Origin of the sequence: Jiangella gansuensis DSM 44835, from assembly GCF_000515395.1 — a bacterium.
GTDB classification, from domain to species: Bacteria; Actinomycetota; Actinomycetes; order Jiangellales; family Jiangellaceae; genus Jiangella; species Jiangella gansuensis.
Map to the genome: position 1 here is coordinate 2,980,486 of NZ_KI911782.1, position 20,349 is coordinate 3,000,834.

The following is a 20,349-nucleotide window of genomic DNA, read 5'->3' on the forward strand; positions in this document are numbered from 1 at the left end:
GTCAGTGTTCCCGGCGGCCGCCGGCCGTCGCGGGCACCTCGGCGACGGCCGCCCGCTCCAGGGCGAACCGCGGCAACACCCGGTCCAGCCAGCGCGGCAGCCACCACGCCCGCTCCCCCAGCAGGCTCATGACCGCCGGCACGATCAGGCAACGGATGACGACGGCGTCGAGGAACACCGCGACCGCGAGGCCGAGCCCGAACTGCTGCAGCATCCGGTCCGGGCTGAGCAGGAACGCCCCGAACACCACGACCATGATCGCCGCGGCGGCGGTGATGACACCGCCGGTGGTGGCCAGCCCTTCGCGGACGGCCCGGACGGCGTCGCCGGTGCGGCGCCATTCCTCGTGCATCCGGGAGACCAGGAAGACCTCGTAGTCCATGGACAACCCGAACACGATCGCGAAGATCAGCACCGGGACGAACGCCTCGACCGGCCCGGCCGGCACGCCGAACATGCCCTCCCCGAACACCAGCGTCACCACACCCAGCGACGCGCCGATGCTGAGCAGGTTGAGCACGGCCGCCTTCACCGGCACCCACACGGACCGGAACACCGCCATCAGCAGGAGCGCGGACAGCCCGACGACCACGGCGACGAACAGCGGCAGCCGGTCGGCGACGGCGTCGGCGAAGTCTTCCGCGGCAGCCGTGGACCCGCCCACCAGGTACGTCGCGTCCGTCGACGCGGCAAGCTCCGGCAGGACGTCGTCGCGCAGCCGGTTCACCAGGTCGCTGGTCGCCTCGTCCTGCGGCGCGGACTCCGGGAACGCGAGCACCAGTGTCAGGTCGGTGCCTTCGATCGGCTGCGGCGGGACGATGCCGGCGACGCCGTCAGTGGTCTCCAGGGCGCCGGCCAGCTCCGCGCCGCCGTCGCCGGCACCCTCGGCCAGCACGATCAGCGGGCCGTTGAAGCCGGGACCGAAGCCCTCCGCCAGTAGGTCGTAGGCCTGCCGGCTGGTTGACTCCTCCGACTCGTTGCCGGCGTCGGCGAAGCCCAACCGCATCCCCAGCGCCGGCGCGGACAGCGTCAGCAGGATCGCGACGGCGCCCACCAGCGCGGGCAGCGGCCGGCGCCGGACACCGTCGGCGAGCCGCCGCCAGCGGGCGCCCGGCTCTCCTGTGGACCGCTCGGCGTGCTTGACGATCCGCTTCTCGATGCGGGCACCGAACACCGTGAGCAGGGACAGCAGCAGTGTCAGCGACGCGACCATGGTCACCAGGACGGTGAGCGCGACGGCCAGTGCCACGCCCTGCAGCGACCCCAGGCCCAGTGCGAAGAGCCCGAGCAGCGCGATGATGACGGTGCACCCGGCGAAGATGACCGACCGGCCGGCGGTGTCCAGCGCGGTGCGCGCCGCGGCCTGCCGGTCCGCGCCGTTCAGGAGCTCCGAGCGGTAGCGGGCGAACACCAGCAGCGCATAGTCGATGCCCACACCGATGCCGACCAGCATCATCAGCGGCGGCGTGTAGGTCGCCACGGTCACCACGTTCGACAGCAGCGCGATGACGCCCAGCGTGCTGCCCACCGCGAAGACCGCGGTGATCAGCGGCAGTGTCGCGGCCAGGAACGAGCCGAACATGAAGACCAGGATCACCAGCGCGGCCAGCATGCCCGCGCCCTCGGCCGCGCCGCCCGCGGGCTCCTCCGCGGCGCGCACGGCGTCGCCGCCCAGCGCGACCTCCAGGCCGTCGCCGGCGGCCGCCTGAGCGGTGTCGATGATCTCGCGGACGTCGTCGGCCGGGACGTCGGTGCTGCTGCCGTCCAGGGCGACGGTGGCGTAGGCGATGGTGCCGTCGGGCGAGACCGCGCCCGGCGCGTCGAACGGCCCGGTGACGGCGGCGACGTGCGGCAGCGTCGCGAGCTCGTCGAGCATCGACGCGACCCGCTCGCGGTGGGCGCCGGTGTCCAGTCCGGCGTTGTCGTGCAACACCACCTGGATGGAGTCGCCGGCACGCGCCGGCGCGCTCTCCTCCAGCGTGTCGGAGAGCCGCTGCGACTCGGTGCCGGGTAGCGCATGCTCGTCGTGGTAGTCGTTGCCGACCACCTGCGACGCCGCCGTGATGGCGACGAGCACGCCCACCCACACCACGATGGCGAGCCAGTGGTGGCGTTGCGACCAGCCGGCCAGCCGCTCCAGCCGGCCGGTGGCCGGGGGCGGGGCGGGCATCTGCGTGGACACGGCGGAGACCTCCAGGAGCACGGTTCGGGCACTGTCCCCCACAGAGTCGCCGTCCGATCCGGCCGTCGTCGTCGGGCCGGAGAGGACACCTGCCGTACTCCGCTGGTTGCGCCCCAGGGGTGATCCCCTACACCGGGAGTTGCGCCACCGGCGGGCTCTAGCCCAGCCAGCCCGGCGTGACCAGTCCCGCCTCGTAGGCCAGCACCACCAGTTGGGCCCGGTCGCGTACGTCGAGCTTGGTCATGATGCGGCTGACGTGGGTCTTCGCGGTGGCCGGGCTGAGTACCAGGCGGTCGGCGATCTCGTCGTTGGACAGCCCGGCGGCGACGAGGACCAGCACCTCGCGTTCCCGCTCGGTCAGGGCGTTCAGTCGCGGGCTCGGTACGGGCTTCGCCACCCGGCCGGCGATCTCGGCGATGAGTCGGCGAGTCACCGACGGCGCGATGAGCGCGTCGCCGCGGGCCACGACCCGCACGGCGTGGATGAGCTCCATCGGCTCGGTGTCCTTGACCAGGAAGCCGCTGGCGCCGGCGCGCAGCGCGCCGTACACGTAGTCGTCGAGGTCGAACGTGGTGAGGATGACCACCCGGACGGCGGCCAGCCGGGGGTCGGCGACGATGCGCCGGGTCGCCTCCAACCCGTCCACGTCCGGCATCCGCACGTCCATGAGCACGACGTCCGGCCGCAACTCGCGCACCAGGGCGAGCGCCTCGGCGCCGTCGGCGGCCTCGCCGACCACCTCGATGTCCGGCTCGCCGTCGAGGATGGATCCGAAGCCGGCACGCACCAGGCGCTGGTCGTCGGCCAGCAGGACACGAATCACCGGACCACCTCGCGGTACGGGAGGTGGGCGGTCACGTGGAAGCCGCCACCGGCTGCCTGCCCCGCCGTGAGCGTGCCGCCCAGCGCCTCCGCTCGGGCGCGCATGCCGTCGATGCCGCTGCCGGTGCCCACCGGCCCGCCGCGCCCGTCGTCGCGCACCTCCACGGTCACATCATCGTGCCCGTAGCCGATCCGGACGACGACCTGCCCGGCCCGGGCGTGGCGGGTGACGTTCGTGAGCGCCTCCTGGACGATTCGGAACGCCGCGGCGTCGACGGCCGCGTCCAGCGGTACCGGGTCGCCGTCGACCCGCAGCTCGACCTCCAGGCCGGTGCCGCGGGTCCGCTCGACCAGCGGGTCCAGACGACTCAGGCTGGGTGCGGGTGCCGTCGGTGCGGTGTCGTCGACCTGCCGCAGCACGCCGAGGGTGGCCCGCAGCTCCCGCAGCGCCTCCCGGCTGGTGTCCTTGATGGACGCGAGTGCTTCGGCCGCCCGGTCCGACGTGGCCGGGCCGGGGTCACGCTCCAAGCCGTGCAAGGCCGCGCCGGCCTGCACGTTGATCATCGAGATGTTGTGCCCCAGGACGTCGTGCAGTTCCCGGGCGATGCGCAGCCGCTCCTCGGTGGCGCGGTTGCGCAGTGCCTCGTCGCGCCCAAGCCGGGAGCTGCGCGCGACCGATCCGAGTGCGACGGCGGCTACGATCCAGCTGACCAGCAGGAACACACCCGCGTCGCCGAGCGGCCCCTCATCCTGCCAGCCTTCGCCCACCACCGAGCCCGCCACCGCCAGCCCGCCGATCGCGATGGCGGCGGCCAGCAACCCCTGCGACGCGAGCGTGTAGAGCGCGATCAGCGTCGTGATCAGGATGGGCCCGTCGGTGTCGATGACCGGGTAGTAAACGGCCGAGGCGACCAGCGTCACGACGCCGACCGTGACCGGGAACCGGCGCCGGAACGTCAGCGCCGCGCAGGCGACGATCATGAGCAGCCAGCCCAGCGGCACCACGTTGTGCAGTGTGAGTGTGCCGGTCCACCCGACGACGGTGGTGAGCACGACGAAGACGCCGACGACGGCTGCGATCACGACGTCCCGGGATGCTCTGATGCGACGTTCCAACCCTGCCCCCGGCCGACTGCGCTGATCAGGGCATCCTACTGTCGCAGTCAGCGCCTGCGGCCGGTGACCGCGGCCAGGCCCCATGCGATCAGGCCGGTGATCGCGCCGACGATCACCCCCGTGAACACGCTGGAGACCACCGCGAAGCCCCTGATGATCACCGCCTCCACCGCCGGATCGAGATCCGCGAGGTTCCCGCCCAGCTGCGGCGGGTCGTCACCGTAGTTGGCGTCCCAGAGCAGCTGGTGGCCGAGCGCGAGCACGATGCCGTAACAGGCGCCCACGGCCAGGATCGTCAGGAACGGGTTCGGCACCCGCTTGACGAGCACCACCGCGATCCACACCAGCGGAGGGAGGAAGACGAAAACAGCGTTGAGCGGCGTCCCCTCCTCGATGATGTCGAGGTCGTGCAGCACCACCCGCGGAGCGGCGAGCAACGCCAGCGCGACAACGGCGACCAGCGGCAGGCCGAGCGAGCGCCGCGACGCCGTCGCCTGCTGGTGCTCTGGCCGACTGTGATCCGTCATGATCCATACGGTAGGCCGGTTCCCGCCGCCGCCGCAGCCGTCATCGCGCGGTCGGTCAGTACCTCTCGCGACGACGTCCCGAGTCGCCTCGAGACGACTCCCCGCCACGCCCGTGGCCCATAGGCTGGGCCTCGTGAGGGTCGATGGGCGACCGTGAGCGCGCCACCCTGATGGGCGGCACGCTGGCAGCCGGGCCCGAGGACCGTGGTTTCGCGGTTCGAGCGGTCCTACCACTCCGGGAGACCGAGTGATCGACATCGTCGTCGCCGACGACCAGGACCTCGTTCGCGCGGGACTACGCGCGCTCCTGATCACGGACCCCGAGCTGGCGGTCGTTGCGGAGGCACGGACCGGGCAGGAGGCCGTCGACCAGACCTGGACCTGACCTGATAACGGTACGGTCGGATGCGCCGGACGGCGCCAGCGCACCACCGCGCCTGGCCGTGACCCCTCGAGGAGCGAACGACATGAGCACCGACAACGGCCGCCGTTTCCCCGACGGCTTCGTGTGGGGGTCGGCGACGGCCTCGTACCAGATCGAGGGTGCGGCCAAGGAGGGCGGCCGCGGGCCGTCCATCTGGGACACGTTCTCGCACACACCGGGCAAGACGCTGAACGGCGACACCGGCGACGTGGCCTGCGACCATTACCACCGCTGGCGGGAGGACCTCGGGCACGTCGCGGAGCTCGGCCTGCAGGCGTACCGGTTCTCCGTGGCGTGGCCGCGGGTGCAGCCCGGCGGCCGCGGCCCGGTCAACCGCGAGGGCCTGGACTTCTACTCGCGGTTGGTCGACGGGCTGCTGGAGCGCGGCATCCAACCGGTGGCCACGCTCTACCACTGGGACCTGCCGCAGGACCTCGAGGACGCCGGCGGTTGGCCGGCCCGAGACACCGCCTACCGGTTCGCCGAGTATGCCGAGCTCGTGGCGGCCGCACTCGGCGACCGGGTGCACACCTGGACCACGCTGAACGAGCCGTGGTGCAGCGCCTACCTGGGCTACGCCTCGGGCGCGCATGCTCCCGGCCGCGTCGAGCCGGCGGCCGCGCTGGCCGCCGTCCACCACCTCAACCTCGGTCACGGCCTGGCCGGACAGGCGATCCGCCGGGCCGCGCCGTCCGGGCAGCTGTCACTGACGCTGAACCTGCACGTCGTGCGGCCGGCCGACCCGGACAGCGAGGCCGACCGCGACGCCGTCCGTCGCATCGACGCGGTTGGCAACCGGGCGTTCCTCGGACCGGTGCTCGACGGCGCCTATCCCGACGACCTGCTGGCCGACACCGCGCACGTCTCCGACTGGTCGTTCGTCCGCGACGGCGACACCGCGGCCGCCCGGGTCCCCCTCGACGTGCTGGGGGTCAACTACTACTCCACCGCTCTGGTGCGCCGCTGGGCCGGTTCCCGGCCGCGTTCGGAGGACGACGGCCACGACGACGCCCACGGCTCCCCCTGGGTGGGCGCGGACGACGTCGAGTTCCTCCGGCCCGAGGGCCCGTACACGGCGATGGGCTGGAACATCGACCCGAGCGGCATGACTGAGCTGCTGCTGCGGCTGCACCGCGAGTACCCCGGCCAGCCACTCATGATCACCGAGAACGGGGCCGCGTTCCCCGACACCGTCGCCGACGACGGCTCCGTCCACGACCCGCTGCGCATCGACTACCTGCGCCGGCACATCGCGGCCGTCGGTTCCGCCATCGACGCCGGGGCCGACGTGCGCGGCTACTTCGCCTGGTCGCTCATGGACAACTTCGAGTGGTCCTTCGGCTACGACCGCCGGTTCGGCCTCATCCGGGTCGACTACGACAGCCTCGAGCGCACCTGGAAGGACTCCGCGCGCTGGTACCGCGACGTCATCGCCCGCCACGGCGTCGCCGACTGACAGGCCGCCGGGTCACTCGCCGAGCATCGCGGCGGCCAGGTCGCTTCGCGCGTAGGCGACGCGGCGGCCGGTGCGTCGCCGCGTCACCAGCCCGGTGCGGTGGAGGATGCCCAGGTGGTAGGACACAGTCGACGGGGTGAGCGCCAGGTCGCGGCTCAGTTCGGCGGTGGTGCGCGGGCGGTCCAGCGCCGCGAGAAGCCCGGCCCGGGTGTGCCCGAGCAGCTCGCCGAGGTCGTCGGGGTGGGCGCCCGGCCGTGCGGCCGCCCACAGCTGATGCAGGCCGCGGGCGGGATAGATGACCGACGGCGTGGTGGGGCGCTCGGCGTTGAGCCAGACCGCGTCGCCGGCTCCGGCACTGGGAATCAGCAGCAAGCCGTCGTGGGCCCAGTCGACCAGCACGTCGAACGGCTTGCGCAGCAGAACGCTGCCCGCTTCCCAGCGTAGGTCGGGGTGGATGTCGTCGAGCAGTGCCAGGGCTCCGTACTGGGCCATCCGGTCGCCGCGGTATGCCACCTCGGCGGTCAGCACGTCCAGGACCCGTGGCCAGTCCGGTGCGATCACCTGGTCGAAGTACACGTGCACGGCCTCGGCGACGCGTTCAGCGAACCGTCGTGGCCCGCCTCGCAGCGCGGTGGCGACGGCGTCGGGCATCGGCCTGCGGGTGGCGTCGAGCCGTTCCGGCCCGCCGGCGCTCGCGGCGACCTCCGGCGGGATGGGCCGGCCACGGAAAGCGATGTCGAGCTGGTAGTCGATCAGATCCGCCGGGGTCGCCGCGATGACCGCCGCCTCGTCCTCGACCGCCATCGCCGCCGCGGTGGGTGGGGGCGTCAGCAGATCGGGCACGTAGGCCGGGATTCCGCTGGGACCCGAGACGAGCCCGCTCAGCAGCTCCAGCGGTCCGTCCGGCACCGACCGCCCCGCCCGCGCCGACCAGCGCGCCAGCTGTGGCGCGTTCGGGCTGGGCCGGCGCAGCGCCCGCAGACTCCCGAGCACTTCCGCGCACGGCGAGATGCCGAACCGCGACCGGCCCAGCGTCTCGGCCGTCATCGGGATGCGCACCGTCATCGGTCACTCCTCGCCCAGCGCCGCGGACTGTTCGAACCTACTCGAATCCATGGCGCCAGCCGGCACTTGGGTCGTCGACTGGCGCCATGACAGAGAACCTCATCGACCGGCGGCGGTTCGCGCTGACCGGCACCGGGATCCTGGCCGGCGGCCTGGCCACCGCAGCGCTGCCGAGCATCGCGACTGCGTCTCCCGCGACGTCGGCGGCCGCCACCGACCCGGCTCTGCGCAGAGTCGTCCTGGTCGGCGAGAACCCCGGCGTCCAACTGTTCGACGGCGACACCGTGGCGGCCTATGCGTCGGTCTGGGTGGTCGACTGGTCCACACACGGCACCGGCAAGGCCATCGTGCTCTGGCACGACGGCCAAGTCCGGCTACTGACCGACCGCCCCGAGCTCGGCCGCTGGCTCGAACGCGACTTCACCCGGTTCTTCCCGGAGGCCGATGGGTTGCCGTGGCCGCAACCGAGGGTCGAGCGGCACTACGTCCGCGTCGAGAACGATCTCGTGCACGGTACGCGGGCCCGTGCCGGCGACGTCGAGGTGCGCATCCGCGACGTGCTCGACCGGCGCGCGTTCGCCACCGACGGGTTCGACCTCGGTGGCCGAGTCCACAGTCTCAGCCTGGTGACAGGCCCGAGCGCGACCGCGACTATCAGCGTGCGGGGCCGGCGGCTGCCCGGTGACATCGTCCGCGGCGGGACCCCCGAGCGGCCGTCGTCGAGCGCCTTCGTCGCCGTCGCGGAGGTCTGGCGAGCCTGACGCGACGCCGGCGATGCACCCGGGGGGTCTTCCCCCATGTCAGATCGCATGAAACCCTGCTCGAAGAGACCGGCGGTGTCCAAGATCGACCCGGTAGCATTTCACGCTGTCACCGAGGTACCTCGGAGGTTCATCGGGCGTGTCGGGCAGGAACGAGGTCGACGACTTCGCTGCTTTGTTGCGGCGGCACCGGCAGGCTGCCGGTCTGTCGCAGGAGGAGCTCGCGGAGAAAGCCGGCCTCAGCGCTGACGCCGTCGCCGCCCTGGAGCGCGGCCGGCGTCGGGCCCCGCGTCCGCTGACGGTGCGAATGCTGGCCACCGCGCTCAATCTCGGCGACACACACCTGGCGGAGTTCATCGAGTCGCTGCGCCGCTCGCCGTCGGTCTATCCGCCGCAGGTCCAGGGTCCGCCGCTGCCGGCGGACCGGCTGATCGGCCGCACCACCGAGCTGACCGAGACGGCCGCACTGCTCCATCACGACGGCGTCCGGCTGGTCACCCTCACCGGGTCCGGTGGGGTCGGTAAGACCCGCCTGGCCGTCGCGGTCGCCGCCGCGGTCCGGCGGCATTTCGAAGGCGGCGTGTGCTGGGTGTCGTTGGAGGCCAGCCCCGACGGTCCCGAGGTCACCGACGCGGTCGCCGCCGCCATCGGGTTACGGCCGGCCTCCGACGCCGCCGAGCTCGACGTGCTCGCCGCGCACATCGGTGGCCGGCAGATGATGCTGGTGCTGGACAACTGTGAACACGCGGTGGAGACCTGCGCCTCACTCTGTACGGTGCTGCTGCAGCGCTGTCCGCGGTTGACCATCGTCGCCACCAGCCGGGAGTTGCTGCGGGTGCCCGGCGAGGTGGTCCGCCAGGTGCAGCCGCTGCAGGTGCCGCCGTCGCAGGCCGCGCTGGACGAGATCCGCGAGGCCGACGCCGTCCGCATGTTCCTGGCCCGGGCCGCCGCCCACGGGGTCCACCCGCGTGACGACCGCCTGGTGCACGTCAGCCGTGTCTGCCGCAGCGTGCAGGGCATCCCGCTGGCCATCGAGCTCGCCGCGGCGCGGGTGAACGTGCTGACCATCGAGCAGATCGCGAACGAGCTGGACACGTCGTCGCGCATTCTCTCCTCCGGCAGCCGGACCGCGCCGCAGCGGCAGCAGACCATCGACGCCGCGCTGGACTGGAGCTACGACCTGCTCAGCCGGGACGAGCAGGCGTTCTTCGAGGACGTCTCCACCTTCTCCGGCGGCTGGACGCTCGCCGCCGCCGTCGCTGTCTGCCACCCCCACAGCGGCGCGACGGCACAGGAGAAGGTGCTCGACCTGACCGGGCGGCTCATCGACAAGTCGCTCATCCTGGTCGAACGCGACGCCGCCGAGGCGCGATACTCGATGTTCTCGGTGATCCGCCAGTACGCCGTGCGGCGGCTCGACGACAGCGGCCGGCGCGCGGTGGTCGAGCAGCGCCACCTCGACCATTTCGTGGCTCTGGCCGAGGACGCCGAGAGGGGCCTGGGCGGGGCGGCGCAACCGGATGTACTGGCCCGCCTCGACGTCGAGCTCGACAACCTCAGGGTCGCGCTGGGCCGGGCCATCGGTCGCGCCCACGCGGACGACTCGATGCGGCTGGCTTCGGCGCTGTGGCGCTATTTCTACCTGCGCGGCCACTACACCGAGGGGCGCGACTGGCTGGAGTCCGCGCTGGCCATCGGCAACGACCATCCGGACGTGGTGTCGCGGGCGGCGCTGGCCGGTGCCCAGCGTGGCGCCGGCTACCTGGCCTTCTTGCAGTGCGAGTACGAGGCCGCGACACACCGCCTCGAGCGGGCGCTGACGCTGTACCAGGAGGCCGGTGACGACTCCGGCGCCGCGCTCACGCTGCGCCACCTGGGCGGTATCGCCCGCGAACAGGCCCGCTACGACCAAGCGTACGACCTGCACTCGCAGAGCCTCCAGCTCTATGAACGGCAGGTGGACGCGGCCGGAGTGGCCTGGGCACGTCACCACCTCGGGTTCGTCTCCTGGCTGCGCATGGACCTCGGCCGGGCCCGCGAGCACGCCGGAGCCGCGCTGACGTACTTCCAGCGGGCCGGCGACGGCGAGGGCATCACCTGGTCGCAGATCAGCCTGGGCGTCGTCGCCCTGTACACCGGCGACCTGGCCACGGCCGAGCAGTTGCTGCACCAGAGCCTGGGGCGCGCGCAGCGTCTGGGCTATCGCGAAGGCGTCGGCTGGTCGTTGCACCTGCTCGGCGTGGTGGCGCGCCGCCAGGGTCGACTCGAACGGGCCATCCACCTGCTCGACGAGAGCCTGGCCGAGCATCAGCAGCTCGGGGACAAGTGGCGGGCGGCCAGCGTGCTGGAAGGCCTGGCGGCCGTGGCGCACCAGCACGACAACGCCGCGTACGCGGCCTTCCTGCTGGGGGCGGCGGCCGCGGTTCGCGAGACCATCGGCGCTCCGGTGCCGCTGTGTGAGCGCGGCGACACGGAGGAGACCCTGAGCGCGGTCGCCGCCGCCCTGGGCGACCGGGCGTTCTCGCAGGCCTGGGGCGCTGGTCAGGCCACGCCTCTGCACGCGGTGGCCGACGGGTACCCACCCGATACCCTCAGCACCCTCGACACCCCGTGGTAATGCTGCCGGGGTTGATGGAGCTTGCCCCGGCCGGCTGCGGTCTTGCCCCCCGCTAGACGCGCAGCCGGCCAAGGTCGTGCGGCGCCGGCATCTCCCAAGTCCACCCAGCTGGTCCGTCCGGCACTCCTCCCCCCGCGAGCACAACTGTGTCGCGCCGGCGAGCTCCGCAACAGCCACAGCACCCTGACAACAGCCTGACAATTCCGCGCCGCCGCAGGTGGGCATAGCTCCGCGGTACCACCCGGGTGCGGCCGGCCGCGCTGGTCCGTCAGCCTCCGGCGGGGACGCGCACGTCCACCCAGACCAGCCGGTGGTCACTGGTGGGGAACGGGAACTCGCCGGTCAGCCGGGACAGCGGGTCCGAGCGCACCGGCCAGAACACCCCAGCATCCACCGGCCGCAGCTGCCGCGACGGCAGGACGTAGTCGGCGCGCAGGTTGCCCGGCGCGGTGTCGGCGAAGTCGGCGGTGTCGTACGCGGGGTCGCCGCCGTGTGCGGCGTTGGCGCCACCCTGCAGCTCGGCCGCCTCGACCGCGCCCTCGGACGCCGGCAGCGGGTCGACGACGCGCGGGTGCTCCAGCAGCTGCTGGATCGCGCCGGGGACGGAGTCTCCGTCGACCGGGTCGCTGTTCTGGTCGCCCAGGATCACGAACGCCGACCCGGGCTTCAGGCCGCCGCGTACGCCGTCGTCGTCGTAGATGTACGACGCCCGGCCGGGCGCCACGTAGTCGGCCCAGAACCGGATCTCGTCGTGGTTGCGCCGGCCGTTGCGGTCCTCCGGACCGTCGAACGTCGGGGGCGTCGGGTGGGAGGCCAGCACGTGCACGACCCGGCGGCCCACCTGCACCGGGACGTCCCAGTGCGACTTGCTGGACAGCCGGACGACCTCCAGCTCCTCCGGCGAGAACCAGCCCGGCGGCAGCAGCGCGCCCGGCATGTCCTTCCAGAGGAAGTGCTGGAACGTGCGGACGTCGTCCTCCAGGATCGGGTATCGCGACAGCACCGCCATGCCGTACTGGCCGGGGAACAGCCCGAAGCCGAAGGCGTCGTCACCGCCGCCCACGGTGCCGTCATTGTTCAGGTCGAAGCCGCTCGGGACGCCGGTGTTGGACGGTGCGACGTAGGCGTACGGGTACTCGACGGGGTCGGCGCCCCCCTGGCCGACCTCGAGGTAGTTGTCCCGGAACAGGTCGGCGGCCACCCCGCCGGGCACGTAGTCGAACTCGTTGAGCAGGACGATGTCCGGCCGGGTCCGCTGGATCACCTCGGCCACGGCACGGGCCTGGGCGTCGTCGCCGGTGGACAGGTCCCTCTCCAACTGGCCTTCGGCGGCGCGGTTGAGGCTCAGGTTGTAGGTGGCGACGCGGACGGTGGCCGCGCCGGCCTTCGCCGCCTGCGGCGTCGCCTGGGCGGGCACCACCGCCGCGGTCGTGGCCAGGGCCGCCGTCACCGCGACGGCGCGGAACGAGATGCGCATGAGGGTCCTCCCGTGGTGACCGATCCGGGCCACGGTAGACCTTCCGGGCGAACGGCGGGAGTCACGACGATGACGTTCCGGCGAGATCCAGCAGCCGGCGCGCCAGCGCGGCGTCGACGACCAGGGTGGTGACGAAACCGCCGCGGACGGCGGCCAGCGCCGCCTCGGCCCGGCGCACCCCGTAGGCGGTGACGATGACCTCCGGCGTGGCCCGCAGCCGGTCCAGCCGGACGCCGACGACCCGGTCGTCGAAGCCGCCGGTGACGTCGCGTCCGGCCGCGTCGAACAGTCTGCCGCTGGACTCGCCGACGGCGCCGCGGGCCAGCGCGTCCTCTCGTTCGGCCGCGGTCACCGCGTCCCACACCGTCGACAGGCCCTCGCCCCAGCCGCCCACCGACACCACGGCGACGTCCAGGGATTCCGAGCGATCCAGCGCCCTGGCGATTTCCGGCTGCCGGCGCAGCGCCGCCGCCGTCGCCGCGTCCTCGACCACCAGCGGCGCGTACACGGGCAGCGCGGTGCCGCCGGCCACCGCCGCGACCGACCGCACCACCTCGACGGTGCCGGACGAGGCGCCGTCGACGGCGATCGAGCCGGCCAGCTGGACCACGGTGCACGGCACCAGCCGCTCCAGCCGGCCGGCCATCGCCTCGATGGTGCGGCTCCAGGTGAGCCCGAGCACCTGCCCCTCGCGGACCCGCTCCCCCAGCAGCCCGGCCACCACCCCGGCGATCTCGTCCCGGCTGGCCGACTCCGGCTGCGCCGGCGCCTCGACGACGACGGCGTCCGTGATGCCGAGCGCGTCGCGCAGCCGCAGGGACAGCTCGCCGTCGATGTGACCGGGCAGCGTGATCTCGACCTTCACCCAGCCGCGGTCGCGCGCCTCGGTGAGGATGCGGGCCACCTGGAACCGGGAGATGCCGAACTCCTCGGCGATCTCGACCTTCGAGTTGCCGTCCAGATAGTGCCGCCGCGCCACCGCACCGGCCAGCACCAGCTCGGACGGCCCGAACCGCGGCGCGTCGCCGGCGGGCCGGCCCCGTCGTGCCATGACAACCCCCTTGACCACGTCTGTGAGCTCGCGATACAAGTAGTGTACACATGTGAGCGCTTATTTCGCTCATATGAGCGGATTCTTGGAGGGTTCATGCGAGCAGCCGTCATCGACCAGCCCGGTGCCATCACCGTCCGCGACGTGCCGACGCCCGAACCCGGGCCGGGCCAGGTGGTCGTCCAGGTCGGCGCCTGCGGCATCTGCGGCACCGACCTGCACATCGCCGCCGGCGAGTTCCCGCCGAGCCCCTACCCGCTCATCCCCGGCCACGAGTTCGCCGGCACGGTCGCCGAGGTGGGGCCGGACGTCACCACCGGGGTCGCCGTGGGTGACCGCGTCGCCGTCGACCCGTCGCTGTTCTGCGGCCACTGCCGTCAGTGCCGCCGCGGCCGCGGCAACCTCTGCGAGAACTGGGGCGCCACCGGCGACACCGTCGACGGCGCCTTCGCCGAGTACGTCGCCGTCCCGGCCAGCACCTGCTACCTGCTGCCGGACCACCTGAGCTTCGCGCAGGGCGCCCTGGTCGAACCGGTGTCGTGCGCCGTGCACGGGGTGCGGCGCCTCGGCGTCGAGGCCGGTGAACGCGTCCTCGTGGTCGGCGCCGGCACGATGGGCCTGATCTTGACGCAACTGCTGGCCGCGGGCGGCGCCCGGGTCAGCGTCGTCGACCTCGCCGAGAGCAAGCTCCCGCTCGCCGAGGACCTGGGCGCGGCCGAGGTCGCCACGTCGGTCGACGAGCTGCCCCGCCGCGCCTTCGACGCCGCCGTCGACGTCACCGGCGCGCCGGCGGCCATCGAAGCCGCGTTCGACGCACTGGACCGCGGCGGCCGGCTACAGATCTTCGGCGTCGCCGGCGAAGACGCTCGAGTCGCGCTGTCACCGTTCCGCATCTACAACGACGAGATCACCGTCGTCGGCTCCATGGCCGTGCTGCACAGCTTCGGCGAGGCGCTCGAGCTGGTCGCGTCCGGTCAGGTCCGCACGGAGCCGCTGGTGTCGCACACCGTGGGCCTGGAGGACTTCGAGCACGCCCTCGACCTGGTGCGCAGCGGCAAGACCGTCAAGGCGCAGGTGGTGCCCGGCGCAGGCGGTGCCCGGTGAGGCGGCGGCTGCTGCTCGCGGCCGTCGCCGGAACCGTCGCCCTGGCCTCCGGTTGCGCCGGCGCCGGAGCGCTGACGTCCGGCTCCGAGGGCGGCACCACCATCATCGTCGCCGTCGTCGCCAACCCGCAGATGATCGACGCGATAGCGCTGGCCGACGACTTCACCGACGCGCATCCCGACGTCAACGTCGACTTCGTCTCCCTGCCGGAGAACGAGTCCCGCGCGAAGATCACCGCGTCCGTCGCCACCGGCGGCGGCGAGTTCGACGTCGTCATGGTCAGCAACTACGAGACCGCGATGTGGGCCGAGAACGGCTGGTTGGTGAACCTGCAGCCCTACGCCGATGCCACCGACGGCTACGACACCGACGATTTCATCGCGCCGGTGCGCGAGTCGCTGTCCTACCAGGGCGACATGCACTCCGTCCCGTTCTACGGCGAGTCGTCGTTCCTCGTGTACCGGCAGGACCTGTTCGACGCGGCCGGACTCACCATGCCGGAGCGGCCGACCTGGCCGGAGGTCCGCGAGCTGGCCGCCGCCGTCGAGGCCGCCAACCCCGGCATGAACGGCATCTGCCTGCGCGGACTGGCCGGCTGGGGCGAGAACCTGGCGCCGCTGAACACCGTCATCAACACGTTCGGCGGTCGCTGGTTCGACGAGGACTGGAACGCCCAGCTCGACTCCCCCGAGGTCCGCGAGGCCGTCCAGTTCTACGTCGACCTGGTTCGCGACCACGGCCAGGCCGGCGCCGCCACCAGCGGGTTCGCCGACTGCGCCACGCGATACGGCCAGGGCCAGGCGGCCATGTGGTACGACGCGACGTCCATGGTCAACGTGGTCGAGAGCGCCGAGGACTCCGTCACCGCCGGCCTGAACGGCTATGCACCGGCACCCGTCGTCGAGACCGACGCCAGCGGCTGGCTCTACACCTGGTCGCTCGGCATTCCGTCGTCGTCCGAGCATCCCGACGAGGCATGGGACTTCATCGCCTGGATGACCGACAAGCAGTACCCGCACCTCGTCGCCGACGAACTCGGCTGGGAGCGCGTACCACCGGGCAGCCGGCACTCCACCTACGAGATCCCCGAATACGCCGAGGTCGCCGCCGCGTTCGCCGAGCCGACCCTGTCGTCCATGGAAGTTGCCGATCAGGACCACACCATGGCCCGGCCTGTCCCCTACGACGGCATCCAGTTCCTCGCCATCCCCGAGTTCCAGGACCTCGGTACTCGCGTCGGCCAGCAGATCTCCGCCGCCATCGCCGGCCAGATCAGCGTCGCCGAGGCGCTCGACCAGGCACAGCGGTACGCGGAGACAGTGGGCGAGTCCTACCAGGAGGAGGCCGGCTCATGAGCACTGACGTCGCCACCACCGCCGCCGTCCCGCCGCGGCCGGCCGATCCGCCGCGCGGGCCCGTCCGCTCCGCCCGGCTGGAAGGCTGGCGGCGGCGGGCGCCCCTGCTGCCCGCGCTGATCTTCGCGATCCTCGTGACCCAGATCCCGTTCCTCGTCACGCTCTGGTACTCGCTGAACTCGTGGAACCTGGTGCGGCCCGGGTCGGAGCGGTTCGTCGGCCTGTCCAACTACGCCGACGTCTTCGCCGACCGGGTGTTCCGGCAGGCGGCCCTGAACACCATCGTCATCACCGCCGGCTGCGTCATCGTCGCGATGCTGCTGGGCATCGGGCTGGCGCTACTGCTGGACCGGCGCTTCATCGGGCGGTCCGTCGTGCGGACCCTCATCATCACACCGTTCCTGATCATGCCGGTGGCCAGCGCGCTGATCTGGGGAACCATGATGTTCGACCCGCTGTTCGGGCTGGTCAACTTCGTGCTCACACCGTTCGGCGGCGGCGACTACGACTGGACCAGCTCCGCGCCGCTGGTCTCGGTGATCACCGCGCTGGTGTGGCAGTGGACGCCGTTCATGACGCTGCTGGTGCTGGCCGGGTTGCAGAGCCAGGGCCGCGACGTACTCGAGGCCGCCCAGGTCGACGGTGCTGGCGCGGCCCGCACGTTCCGCTCCATCACGCTGCCGCACCTGCGCCGCTATATCGAGCTCGGCGTGCTGCTGGGCGCCATCTACGTGGTCAACACGTTCGACCAGATCTACATCATGACCCAGGGCGGGCCGGGCACCGCCAGCGCGAACCTGCCCTTCTACATCTACCAGCGGGCGTTCCTCGGCTTCGACGTCGGCCAAGCCGCCGCCATGGGCGTCGTCGTCGTCATCGGCACCATCATCGTCGCGACGCTCGCCCTGCGACTCCTGTTCCGCTCGTTCGCCCAGGAGGACTGATGGCCACCGCCACCGCCGGCGCCGTCACCGGCCCGCGCCGCCGATCCGCCAGCCTGCTCACCGCCCTGACCTGGGTCATCGGGATGGTCTTCTTCCTCCCGGTGCTCTGGATGGTGATCACCGCCTTCAAACGCGAGGCAGACGCCTACACCGACCCGCCCAGCCTGATCTTCACCCCCACCCTGGAGCAGTTCCGGGCCCTGTTCGACGCCGGCGCCTGGCCGTACTTCCTCAACTCGCTGTTCGCCACCGCGGTGTCCACGCTGCTGGTGCTGTGTCTGGCCGTACCGGCGGCGTACGCGCTGTCCATCCGGCCGGTGAAGAAGACCCAGGACGTGCTGTTCTTCTTCATCTCCACCAAGATGCTGCCGGTCGTCGCGGTCATCGTGCCGATCTACGTCATCGCGGGCCGCGTCGGCGCACTCGACAACGTCTGGACGCTGATCGTCCTCTACACCGCGATGAACCTGCCGATCGCCGTGTGGATGATGCGCTCGTTCCTTCAGGAGATCCCGGCCGAGGTGCTGGAAGCCGCCTCCATGGACGGCGCGACGCTACGTCAGACGATGCTGCGGGTGCTGCTGCCGATGGTGGCCCCCGGCCTCGCCGCGACCGCGTTGATCTGGGTGGTTTCTCAGCGGCGTTTTGCCTGGTGGCGCTGACCTGGGCGAAAGTGTCGCTGACCTGCAAGAACCTTCTCTACAGCTCTCGTTGGATCATGGCCGTTTCCGACGTCCCACGGCCCACAGACGGCCCGATCTTGGTCGTCCAGCGCTCGGCTCGCGGCCCTCCTGTGGCTGGGATCTGCCTCATCTACAGACGCCCCCGCCGGGTGCTGGAACACCCGGGCGGGGACTTGATCCACCACCAGATCGAGCCTGGAGGAAGACCCGATGGTTACCGTACCGACCCCTGAGAAGCGTGAAGAGATCACCCGTGCGCCGTTCGTTCATCCCGAGGTCGGGGAGATGGCGGCGTACCTGGATACCGAAGGTCCGATCATCGACGTGCAGGTGAAGCCCACCGACTCGAACATGTTCTGCAAGTTCACCCTGACGCCGCTGGAGGCGCGTGAGCTGGCCGAGAGCCTGCGGGCGATCGCGGACGAGGCGCAGCGGGCGGGTTGGTCGAGGAAGATCCTGGCTGACGTGCGCAAGAACTACCTGCCCGACGCGACCGACGACGAGATCCGCGACCGGCTGGACGCGTTGACCGAGCGGCTGGGGGAGCGCATCCACGGCTTCCGGGGGCAGCTGTCCAGTCAAGCTGGCCGTCAGCTCCTGGCCGAGGACGCCGCAGCCGCCGCGGGCCAAGCGTCTGGTGCGCTCGGTGAGGTCGTCGACCAGCTGGCGCGGCTCGGGGAGGTGTCCGGGCGGCTGGTCGAGGCGCAGCAGGCGTTCAGCGACCTGGAACGTTTGCACCGGGCGTCCATCGACAAGGCCGGGATCCGCAACACGTAGTCGTTGAGTGTGAATGTGCAGCTAGGAGGCGTGCGAATGAGTGTCCGTTACCGTGGGGGTATGACGGTTCCGGCGTTCAGCGATCCGGCCATTGTGGTCACCGTGACGCCTGCCGACCCTGAGCGGGAACGTGCGGAGTGGCGGGCGTGGTGGTCCACCCTGCCCGCAGTCGAGCGGGACCGGCCGGCGGCTGACGTGCTCGCCGAGATCCGCGACGAAGACTAGTGCCACAGCGCTACGTCCTCGATGCCTCTGCCGGTGTCGAATCCTCAATCGCACGCCTTCTGGCATGACCCATGTCGTGCGTACCAAGGGCCTCACCTGGGCTGATCGCATCGTAGCTCTGCAGGATTCGTGGACTGGCTGCGAGCTTGCCTGGTTCGACCCAGGTTGATCACGTCTGTCGGATGATCCATTCAGCTCCTAGACTGCTGGCACCATCGGACAGGGGGGTCTCCCGGTGCAACTACGTCGATCCGATCCGACTGCTAGCAGGCCCGACAGCGGGCGAGCCACGATCCACATACCCGATTCTGGGCTAGCCCTTGCGTGGAGTTAAGTTATGTCTAAAGATGAGGGGGACAGCGTTGTCGAGCACGTAGAGCTAGCCAGTGGTCCGAGGGGGGTGATCATCGGTGTGCGTGTGGCCTCAGGTGAGTGCCCTGCGGAAGACTTCCTTGCTGGGCTAGACAGCCAGGCGCAGACGCAGTTCAAGGCCAGGTTCGAGCAACTGACATCGGTTGGGTACCTGCGCAACCCAGATCAGTATCGGCGCCTTGAGGTCAAGGGCGAGCCCATGGTCTACGAGATCAAGGCGCACTGTGGCCCGGGCTGGCGGCTGTACGTGGTTCAAGTGGGTAAGACATGGATCGCTACCCATGGATGCCAGAAGCCCAAGGATCGTCGGGTGCCCAATGAGGTTGAGAAGGCCAGGAAGATATTTGAGGAGTGGACCCCATGAGCGATTGGTTCCGTAGCACGCCGGAGTCCGAACGCCTGCTTGCGGAGGAGCGGGTCGTACTTGCTGCCACAGAGCTGATCTGCGAGGCCATGGAGCGGCGTGGAATTAGTCGCGCTGAACTCGCGGCGAAGATTCAAGTTACGCCTTCAGAAGTAAGTCAGCGTCTGAGTGGTCGAAGAAACCTCTCCCTTAGAAATCTTGCGCGCATGCTACACGCGATGGATTTCGGCATCGAAGGCCGGCTCGTTGACCGAGCTGCTGGAGCAAACGCAGTTCATCTCCGTCCACGTAAGCTGGACTGGCCTGGTGGCGAGTCTCACTACACCAACAGTGCTGGGATTCCGATGCGCCTGGTGAAGGGGGCATTGAGTCGTGACGACGAGCGTCTCCGAACTGCGTGAACGTGCCGCACGTGTGCTGGCCGCAGTCGAGACGATCTATGATATTCACGCCACCTCGTTCGAATGTCAGGCCCATCACCCCGTGCTTCCTGGTCCATTCTCAGTGACGACCGACCTCAGTCTGCGTGGCGAACAAGCCGACGAAGAGACGATTAACATCTACTCGCTCTATCGAATTCAGGCGAACACAGTTGAGGACGATCTCTTAGCCTGGACGGTGAGGTTCGAGATGGTCGGCACGTGGAACCAGTCGAATGCCGAGCGCTTCGACGATCGCGACTTGAATAGTTTCGCATTGGGGTACGGTGCAACGACACTCCACCCGTATGCACGCGAGACGGCTCAGTCTGTCGTGGGCCGTCTAGGGTATCCGCCGTTCACTATGGACATGATTCAATCGCCACTCGCCGCCTCGGAAGACGCGGAAATCGATCTTGAGCGGTTCATCACAGCTCCATCGACCCCGCCAGTGAATCAGGACCTGGACAACGAGTCCGAGCATGCTGAGGCGTCGTCCTCATAGCTGCCGGTCGTTGGCCGGAGCGGAGCGGGTCAAGGGTCGCGCAGCGATCACGCAGTGACGCCGAAGGCGCCCTTGATGCGTGGAGTGAAGGCCAAAAGAATGG

The 20,349-nt window shown here is 70.8% G+C and carries 19 protein-coding genes and 1 pseudogene; 13 read left to right on the forward strand and 7 right to left on the reverse strand.

Annotated features, from left to right (window positions below):
- Position 1: 1 nt before the first annotated feature.
- The 4 genes from JIAGA_RS29810 to JIAGA_RS0114405 form a co-directional block, all read right to left on the reverse strand.
- A complete protein-coding gene (locus JIAGA_RS29810) occupies positions 2–2,170 on the reverse strand; it encodes an MMPL family transporter (RefSeq protein WP_084470324.1) in 2,169 nt (722 codons plus the stop codon).
- 169 nt (positions 2,171–2,339) lie between these two features.
- Positions 2,340–3,005 (reverse strand): response regulator, encoded by a 666-nt coding sequence (locus tag JIAGA_RS0114395; protein WP_026876210.1) that lies wholly within the window; start codon positions 3,003–3,005, stop codon positions 2,340–2,342.
- Entirely contained in the window at positions 3,002–4,120 is a 1,119-nt protein-coding gene (locus JIAGA_RS0114400; RefSeq protein ID WP_425402767.1) for a sensor histidine kinase, read from the reverse strand. Before JIAGA_RS0114400 ends, JIAGA_RS0114395 begins: the two co-directional genes overlap by 4 nt.
- A gap of 47 nt (positions 4,121–4,167) precedes the next feature.
- Positions 4,168–4,647, reverse strand: coding sequence for a hypothetical protein (locus tag JIAGA_RS0114405; RefSeq protein WP_051426090.1), 480 nt, complete (start codon positions 4,645–4,647; stop codon positions 4,168–4,170).
- 247 nt (positions 4,648–4,894) lie between these two features.
- Here JIAGA_RS0114405 and JIAGA_RS34580 point away from each other — a divergent pair, with 247 nt between their 5' ends.
- Together JIAGA_RS34580 and JIAGA_RS0114415 are read left to right on the forward strand one after the other, a co-directional pair.
- The gene (locus JIAGA_RS34580; protein WP_157553161.1) at positions 4,895–5,032 is read left to right on the forward strand and encodes a helix-turn-helix domain-containing protein; all 138 of its coding nucleotides are present in this window, start codon (positions 4,895–4,897) and stop codon (positions 5,030–5,032) included.
- A gap of 82 nt (positions 5,033–5,114) precedes the next feature.
- Positions 5,115–6,527, forward strand: a complete 1,413-nt coding sequence (locus JIAGA_RS0114415; protein WP_026876213.1) for a GH1 family beta-glucosidase — start codon at positions 5,115–5,117, stop codon at positions 6,525–6,527.
- A 12-nt stretch (positions 6,528–6,539) separates the two neighbouring features.
- Here JIAGA_RS0114415 and JIAGA_RS0114420 read toward each other — a convergent pair whose 3' ends face one another.
- Positions 6,540–7,592 (reverse strand): helix-turn-helix domain-containing protein, encoded by a 1,053-nt coding sequence (locus JIAGA_RS0114420; protein ID WP_026876214.1) that lies wholly within the window; start codon positions 7,590–7,592, stop codon positions 6,540–6,542.
- 86 nt (positions 7,593–7,678) lie between these two features.
- On the opposite strand from JIAGA_RS0114420, the gene JIAGA_RS0114425 reads away from it, so the two are divergent.
- Both JIAGA_RS0114425 and JIAGA_RS29815 read left to right on the forward strand, forming a co-directional pair.
- Complete coding sequence (locus JIAGA_RS0114425) at positions 7,679–8,353, forward strand: hypothetical protein (protein ID WP_211239662.1); 675 nt, start codon at positions 7,679–7,681, stop codon at positions 8,351–8,353.
- 139 nt (positions 8,354–8,492) lie between these two features.
- Complete coding sequence (locus JIAGA_RS29815) at positions 8,493–10,970, forward strand: ATP-binding protein (RefSeq protein ID WP_051426091.1); 2,478 nt, start codon at positions 8,493–8,495, stop codon at positions 10,968–10,970.
- A gap of 268 nt (positions 10,971–11,238) precedes the next feature.
- Here JIAGA_RS29815 and JIAGA_RS0114435 read toward each other — a convergent pair whose 3' ends face one another.
- Together JIAGA_RS0114435 and JIAGA_RS0114440 are read right to left on the reverse strand one after the other, a co-directional pair.
- Complete coding sequence (locus tag JIAGA_RS0114435) at positions 11,239–12,447, reverse strand: endonuclease/exonuclease/phosphatase family protein (RefSeq protein ID WP_035812544.1); 1,209 nt, start codon at positions 12,445–12,447, stop codon at positions 11,239–11,241.
- A 61-nt stretch (positions 12,448–12,508) separates the two neighbouring features.
- Positions 12,509–13,498 carry a sugar-binding transcriptional regulator gene (locus JIAGA_RS0114440; protein ID WP_026876217.1) on the reverse strand — a complete coding sequence of 330 codons (990 nt, stop codon included), beginning with the start codon at positions 13,496–13,498 and terminating at the stop codon, positions 12,509–12,511.
- Positions 13,499–13,594: 96 nt separating this feature from the next.
- Here JIAGA_RS0114440 and JIAGA_RS0114445 point away from each other — a divergent pair, with 96 nt between their 5' ends.
- The 9 genes and pseudogenes from JIAGA_RS0114445 (at position 13,595) to JIAGA_RS0114485 (ending at position 20,246) form a co-directional block, all read left to right on the forward strand.
- Positions 13,595–14,602, forward strand: a complete 1,008-nt coding sequence (locus JIAGA_RS0114445; protein WP_026876218.1) for a zinc-dependent alcohol dehydrogenase family protein — start codon at positions 13,595–13,597, stop codon at positions 14,600–14,602.
- On the forward strand, positions 14,599–15,957 hold the full coding sequence (locus JIAGA_RS0114450) for a sugar ABC transporter substrate-binding protein (RefSeq protein ID WP_035812545.1): 1,359 nt from the start codon (positions 14,599–14,601) through the stop codon (positions 15,955–15,957). Before JIAGA_RS0114445 ends, JIAGA_RS0114450 begins: the two co-directional genes overlap by 4 nt.
- Positions 15,954–16,901: a carbohydrate ABC transporter permease gene (locus JIAGA_RS0114455; protein WP_026876220.1), complete on the forward strand. Its 948-nt coding sequence runs from the start codon at positions 15,954–15,956 to the stop codon at positions 16,899–16,901. Before JIAGA_RS0114450 ends, JIAGA_RS0114455 begins: the two co-directional genes overlap by 4 nt.
- Positions 16,901–17,554: pseudogene (locus JIAGA_RS29820) on the forward strand (carbohydrate ABC transporter permease); the annotation flags it as partial. The gene JIAGA_RS0114455 and the pseudogene JIAGA_RS29820, both read left to right, overlap by 1 nt.
- 240 nt (positions 17,555–17,794) lie before the next feature.
- A complete protein-coding gene (locus JIAGA_RS0114465) occupies positions 17,795–18,361 on the forward strand; it encodes a hypothetical protein (protein ID WP_026876221.1) in 567 nt (188 codons plus the stop codon).
- 60 nt (positions 18,362–18,421) lie between these two features.
- Positions 18,422–18,586, forward strand: coding sequence for a hypothetical protein (locus JIAGA_RS34585; protein ID WP_157553163.1), 165 nt, complete (start codon positions 18,422–18,424; stop codon positions 18,584–18,586).
- A 337-nt stretch (positions 18,587–18,923) separates the two neighbouring features.
- A complete protein-coding gene (locus JIAGA_RS0114475; RefSeq protein ID WP_026876222.1) occupies positions 18,924–19,322 on the forward strand; it encodes a type II toxin-antitoxin system RelE/ParE family toxin in 399 nt (132 codons plus the stop codon).
- Positions 19,319–19,723 (forward strand): helix-turn-helix domain-containing protein, encoded by a 405-nt coding sequence (locus tag JIAGA_RS33850; RefSeq protein ID WP_157553165.1) that lies wholly within the window; start codon positions 19,319–19,321, stop codon positions 19,721–19,723. Before JIAGA_RS0114475 ends, JIAGA_RS33850 begins: the two co-directional genes overlap by 4 nt.
- Complete coding sequence (locus tag JIAGA_RS0114485; RefSeq protein ID WP_084469684.1) at positions 19,695–20,246, forward strand: protein-export chaperone SecB; 552 nt, start codon at positions 19,695–19,697, stop codon at positions 20,244–20,246. The genes JIAGA_RS33850 and JIAGA_RS0114485 overlap by 29 nt, the downstream gene beginning before the upstream one ends.
- Positions 20,247–20,349: the final 103 nt, after the last annotated feature.

What these genes read in the sequence shown, in the direction of transcription:
- JIAGA_RS29810 (WP_084470324.1), bottom strand. Translation starts at nt 2,170, where the DNA reads ATGCCCGCCCCGCCCCCGGCCACCGGCCGGCTGGAGCGGCTGGCCGGC.
- JIAGA_RS0114405 (WP_051426090.1), bottom strand. Translation starts at nt 4,647, where the DNA reads ATGACGGATCACAGTCGGCCAGAGCACCAGCAGGCGACGGCGTCGCGG.
- JIAGA_RS0114415 (WP_026876213.1), top strand. Translation starts at nt 5,115, where the DNA reads ATGAGCACCGACAACGGCCGCCGTTTCCCCGACGGCTTCGTGTGGGGG.
- JIAGA_RS0114420 (WP_026876214.1), bottom strand. Translation starts at nt 7,592, where the DNA reads ATGACGGTGCGCATCCCGATGACGGCCGAGACGCTGGGCCGGTCGCGG.
- JIAGA_RS0114425 (WP_211239662.1), top strand. Translation starts at nt 7,679, where the DNA reads ATGACAGAGAACCTCATCGACCGGCGGCGGTTCGCGCTGACCGGCACC.
- JIAGA_RS0114435 (WP_035812544.1), bottom strand. Translation starts at nt 12,447, where the DNA reads ATGCGCATCTCGTTCCGCGCCGTCGCGGTGACGGCGGCCCTGGCCACG.
- JIAGA_RS0114440 (WP_026876217.1), bottom strand. Translation starts at nt 13,498, where the DNA reads ATGGCACGACGGGGCCGGCCCGCCGGCGACGCGCCGCGGTTCGGGCCG.
- JIAGA_RS0114445 (WP_026876218.1), top strand. Translation starts at nt 13,595, where the DNA reads ATGCGAGCAGCCGTCATCGACCAGCCCGGTGCCATCACCGTCCGCGAC.
- JIAGA_RS0114455 (WP_026876220.1), top strand. Translation starts at nt 15,954, where the DNA reads ATGAGCACTGACGTCGCCACCACCGCCGCCGTCCCGCCGCGGCCGGCC.
- JIAGA_RS0114465 (WP_026876221.1), top strand. Translation starts at nt 17,795, where the DNA reads ATGGTTACCGTACCGACCCCTGAGAAGCGTGAAGAGATCACCCGTGCG.
- JIAGA_RS34585 (WP_157553163.1), top strand. Translation starts at nt 18,422, where the DNA reads ATGACGGTTCCGGCGTTCAGCGATCCGGCCATTGTGGTCACCGTGACG.
- JIAGA_RS0114475 (WP_026876222.1), top strand. Translation starts at nt 18,924, where the DNA reads ATGTCTAAAGATGAGGGGGACAGCGTTGTCGAGCACGTAGAGCTAGCC.
- JIAGA_RS33850 (WP_157553165.1), top strand. Translation starts at nt 19,319, where the DNA reads ATGAGCGATTGGTTCCGTAGCACGCCGGAGTCCGAACGCCTGCTTGCG.